The following is a 4,271-nucleotide window of genomic DNA, read 5'->3' on the forward strand; positions in this document are numbered from 1 at the left end:
GCTTTGTGTTTGATAATGGGATTGTTAGTATGAAGCATGAGAGTTACCTCGCGTTTTGTTTAAGGATTAGACACCCATATCAAAACCGGTAACTCTCAACCTTTCAAGGTCCAGTGTCAGATCTAGTCGCGACTAATACAATTGAAGTCTGTTCCCCCTGCGGTATCGTTTTCCGATATTGTTTCCACATCACCTCTTAATATAGGCGTGTTCAGCCGCTCCCCGCTGGGTTACAGATGTGTCTGGGTACTCGTCGGCTATGATCAGATGGCGCTTAAAGCATTTCAGGCTGCCCATTATGGTCTTATTTCCCGCAGCCAGCGTGATGAATTACTGAGTCATGGTGCCCACCTCATTCGTAAAGTATATGGCGTTTTGCGACTGTACCGGACCGTCAAAGTCAGTCGTTCTGACATTGCAGCCCAAACGCATGCCTCTCTTCAGGCCAAAGAAAAGCTGGGATCACCCGATCCTGAAATCTTTTCTGGTAAGAAGCGTTCTTCTTTTTCTCCTCCTTTACGAAAACCCCTGCCAGAGGAAAAATAATATGAGCCGCTTATTGTTTCTTCCTGCCGCCTTCTTTTTATTAAGTGGGTGCGCAACAACGGACTGGGCTGCGATTAATAAACAGGTCAGTGACACAGCCGCAAACCTGACCAGAACTCTGGGTGGCAGCAGTGCTGAAAGTGGCGGCATGCCGCTGATGAGTCCGGCAGGGCAACAGGCCATGCAGTCCGTCGACAAAACGTTCTCCGTGCCGGTCGATGTGGATACTGCGGCGGCCCGCCTGAAACGACATTACAAATTTATCTCCACGCAGGAGCTTGAGGCACTGCGGCAGTCCTCTAATGACGGGGACTGGAAAGCAGCGGCTGAGGATGATGCGCATCCCGTCTGGGATGCCATGCCGGGCAGCTACTATAAAATGGGGTCTGACTGGAACGGGCGTGATCACCGGGATATCGAAATCGAGAAAAATGGGTCTGGCAGCAGGCTCTATGTCGTCTATCGCTCCCCGTCATCACAGCGTCTGGCCGGTTCCGGCGTCAAAAAGCTGATGAATGATGTCCGCGCTGTGGCTGCGGGCGAAAAGCGCTGATGCGGGAGGCACTATATGCAACTCTTTCTGTGTGAAAAACCCTCCTAGGCAAAGGATATCGCCCGCGTGCTCGGCATCAGCAAGCGGGAGCAGGGCTTTATCAGCGGGGATGATACCGTGGTGACCTGGGCGATAGGTCATCTGCTCGAAACGGCCAGCCCTGAAGCCTATGGTGAGCAGTATGGCCGGCCGTGGTGTGCCGATGTTCTGCCAGTGCTGCCTGAGGCCTGGAAAATGGTCGTCAAGGAGCAGACAAAATCGCAGTTCACCGTTATCAGTAAGCTCCTTAAAAAGGCATCTGAGGTGGTCATCGCCACCGATGCCGACCGCGAGGGAGAAGTTATCGCGCGTGAGCTGCTTGAATACTGCGGTTACAGTGGCGCAGTACGCCGGCTCTGGTTATCAGCCCTGGATGAGGCCAGTGTGAAGGAAGCACTGAGCAGTATTCTTCCGGGAGAAAAAACAGCCCTGCTGTATGATGCCGGCAAGGGCCGGAGCCAGGCTGACTGGCTCATCTGCATGAACCTGACCCGTTTCTATACCCTCAAGGCCCGTGACTCAGGGGTGTCAGAAGTGCTGTCCGTCGGGCGGGTACAGACCCCGACGCTTGCCATGGTGGTAAACCGGGATAATGAAATCACGTCTTTCGTGCCAAAGCCCTGGTGGCAGGTACATGCGCTTATTGAAAAAGAGGGCGTCCGGTTCCGGGCGGGCTGGGTGCCTGTTGAGCAGTACTGTGACGAGGAAAAGCGTTGCATCAATCCCCAGGCCGCCCGGGCGGTGGGACAGCTGTGTCAGCAGCAGGGCAGGGCCACGGTTCTTGAGGTAACACAGAAGCGGGAGAAAACGGCGGCACCCCTCTGTTTTGACCTGGGCACTCTTCAGCAGGTCTGTTCCCGAAAATTCGGCATGGGCGCAAATGATGTGCTCGCTATTGCCCAGTCACTTTACGAAACCCACAAAGCGACTACCTATCCCCGGACAGACTGCGGTTTCCTGCCGACATCGATGCAAAAAGAAATACCCGACGTTCTGGCGGCAGTGGCAAAATCCGATCCCGCTGTGGCCCCGGTACTGAATCAGCTGGACAGACAGTTTGTCTCGCGTGTCTGGAATGACAAGAAAATCACCGCGCACCATGCCATCATTCCCACCCGACAGGCATTTGATTTGTCGCGCCTCAGCGCCGATGAGCTGAAGGTTTACCAGCTGATTCGCCAGCATTATTTCGCCCAGTTCCTTCCGCTGCAGGAATCTGACGTGACGGAGGCGTCTTTCAATATCGGTGGCCAGCTGTTCCGTACACGCGGGAAAGTCGGTGTGGTGACGGGCTGGAAGTCATTGTTCCAGGCTGAAAAAGATGACGATGAAGAGGACGCCGACGGTGACAGTATGGCGCTGCCGGCGCTGGCAAAAGGGGATATCTGCGCTGTCACCGGTGCTGAGGTTAAGGATATGAAAACCAGTCCGCCCAAGCCATTCACGGAGGGGACGCTGATTGCTGCCATGAAGAACGCGGCAAGTTTTGTCAGTGACCCGAAGCTGAAGAAAGTACTGCGTGATAACGCCGGTCTGGGCACAGAGGCGACGCGAGCGGGCGTGCTGGAAACCCTCTTCAAACGCCACTATCTGGAGAAAAAAGGGAAGCACATCCACTCAACGCAGATGGCCCGGGAGCTGATTGCGGCGCTGCCGGAAACGCTGACGAGCCCGGGGATGACGGCATTATGGGAGCAGGCACTGGATGATATTTCTCAGGGGAAAATGTCGCTTGATGTCTTTATGCAAAAGCAGCTGCAGTGGACCCGTCACCTTGTCGAAAAAGGCCGCCAGGACAGTGTGAAAATTACTGCTCCCGTCACGCCCCCCTGCCCGCTGTGCAAGGGACCCACGCGTAAACGTAAGGGTAAAAAAGGGGATTTCTGGAGTTGTGTGCGTTACCCAGACTGCAAGGGTATTATTAACACCAACGGGAAAAAGACCACAAAGCGTAAAAAAGCAGCAACAGGTACAAAAACCGAATCATCAACTCCGTGAAGAGTTATTTCACTGTACAACACCGGGTCGGGTTCTGCTAATGTGACTACGCTTCGATATGTACTCCCTTGCCGGAGGCAGCCAGATTAACTTTAACGGGATTGATCTGGCAACCGGCACGACAGTTTGCCATCGCACATCTGGCAGGAACTGTAAGACGCATGCGCTCCGTGAAAATCGCGTCGGGAACGGATCCCCGGAGTAGTGAGATACTTTAAGGTCTGGTACAGCCCCCACGGCGTTGCTTATGCAGCGCCGTTTTCATTTGCTTGTCTTATATACCGGTTGACACAAGGCTTGTTTGGTTTAAAAATCAACAGTGCTTACCGCTGTTTTTTTACAGCCAGCCAAAGTTTCAGCAGTCTGAGAGAAACGCCTCCGGGTGACCGGAAAATCCTCGTAGCCTGAGAGAGGATACCTTCGGGTGGTAAATTCGTTTAACCTCTGGAAACGGATGTCACTGCACAGTGACTGAGGTCCTTTCAACATATCAGACTCTCAGGATTCAGCTGATCCTGACCCCCGACGGGAAACCACTCCCGTCAGGGCAGATGGTTTCTCCGTCGTACCTTTTTTTACCTCCATGGAGAAAACATCATGTCTGCAAACAATACTTCTGCATCTGCAAAATCTGAGTACTTCAACTTGACTATCAAAGGCATCGGGTATCTCAGCAACATCCGCCAGGTTAACCATCAGAATGGCTCGTTCCTCAGCTGCGTAATCAATGCTCTGAGTGGTCCGACTGATAATCCGGCCTACGTCCGTTTTGACATTTCTGTCGCAGGTAAAGAGGCTACCAGCCTTATCGCCCGTTGCCAGAAAGCTGTCGATGAAGACAAGAAAGTCCTGCTGGGCTTTAACCTGAGTAATCCGTCCACGGACATATTTACGCTGAACAAGGGCGAGCATGCCGGCGAACAGCGTGTCAGTCTGAAAGCCCGCCTGATAAAGGTGGACTGGATCAAAATAGGCCAGGACATGGTCTACAAGAGGCTTTGTTGAATAAATAGATTTTATGCTGGCAGCCCAGCGAAACGACGGATCCTCGCAACGTAAAATCATGCAGTTAGGCATCATGAGAAAAGTGTACACCTGAGATGACAAGCATTTTCAACCAAAACTGGCATGGAAA

3 protein-coding genes and 1 pseudogene are annotated in these 4,271 nt (G+C 52.9%); all 4 read left to right on the forward strand.

The features are described 5' to 3' along the window. Positions 1-141: 141 nt before the first annotated feature. A pseudogene (locus QZ506_RS20605) lies at positions 142-546 on the forward strand (PFL_4669 family integrating conjugative element protein); the annotation flags it as partial. Between the two features lies 1 nt (position 547). After that, positions 548-1,099 (forward strand): hypothetical protein, encoded by a 552-nt coding sequence (locus QZ506_RS20610; RefSeq protein ID WP_291973574.1) that lies wholly within the window; start codon positions 548-550, stop codon positions 1,097-1,099. Positions 1,100-1,156: 57 nt separating this feature from the next. Further along, positions 1,157-3,136: a DNA topoisomerase III gene (locus QZ506_RS20615; protein WP_291973578.1), complete on the forward strand. Its 1,980-nt coding sequence runs from the start codon at positions 1,157-1,159 to the stop codon at positions 3,134-3,136. A gap of 597 nt (positions 3,137-3,733) precedes the next feature. Further along, a complete protein-coding gene (locus QZ506_RS20620) occupies positions 3,734-4,141 on the forward strand; it encodes an STY4534 family ICE replication protein (RefSeq protein ID WP_291973576.1) in 408 nt (135 codons plus the stop codon). Positions 4,142-4,271: the final 130 nt, after the last annotated feature.

Source organism: Candidatus Symbiopectobacterium sp., assembly GCF_020054415.1.
Lineage (GTDB): Bacteria > Pseudomonadota > Gammaproteobacteria > Enterobacterales > Enterobacteriaceae > Symbiopectobacterium.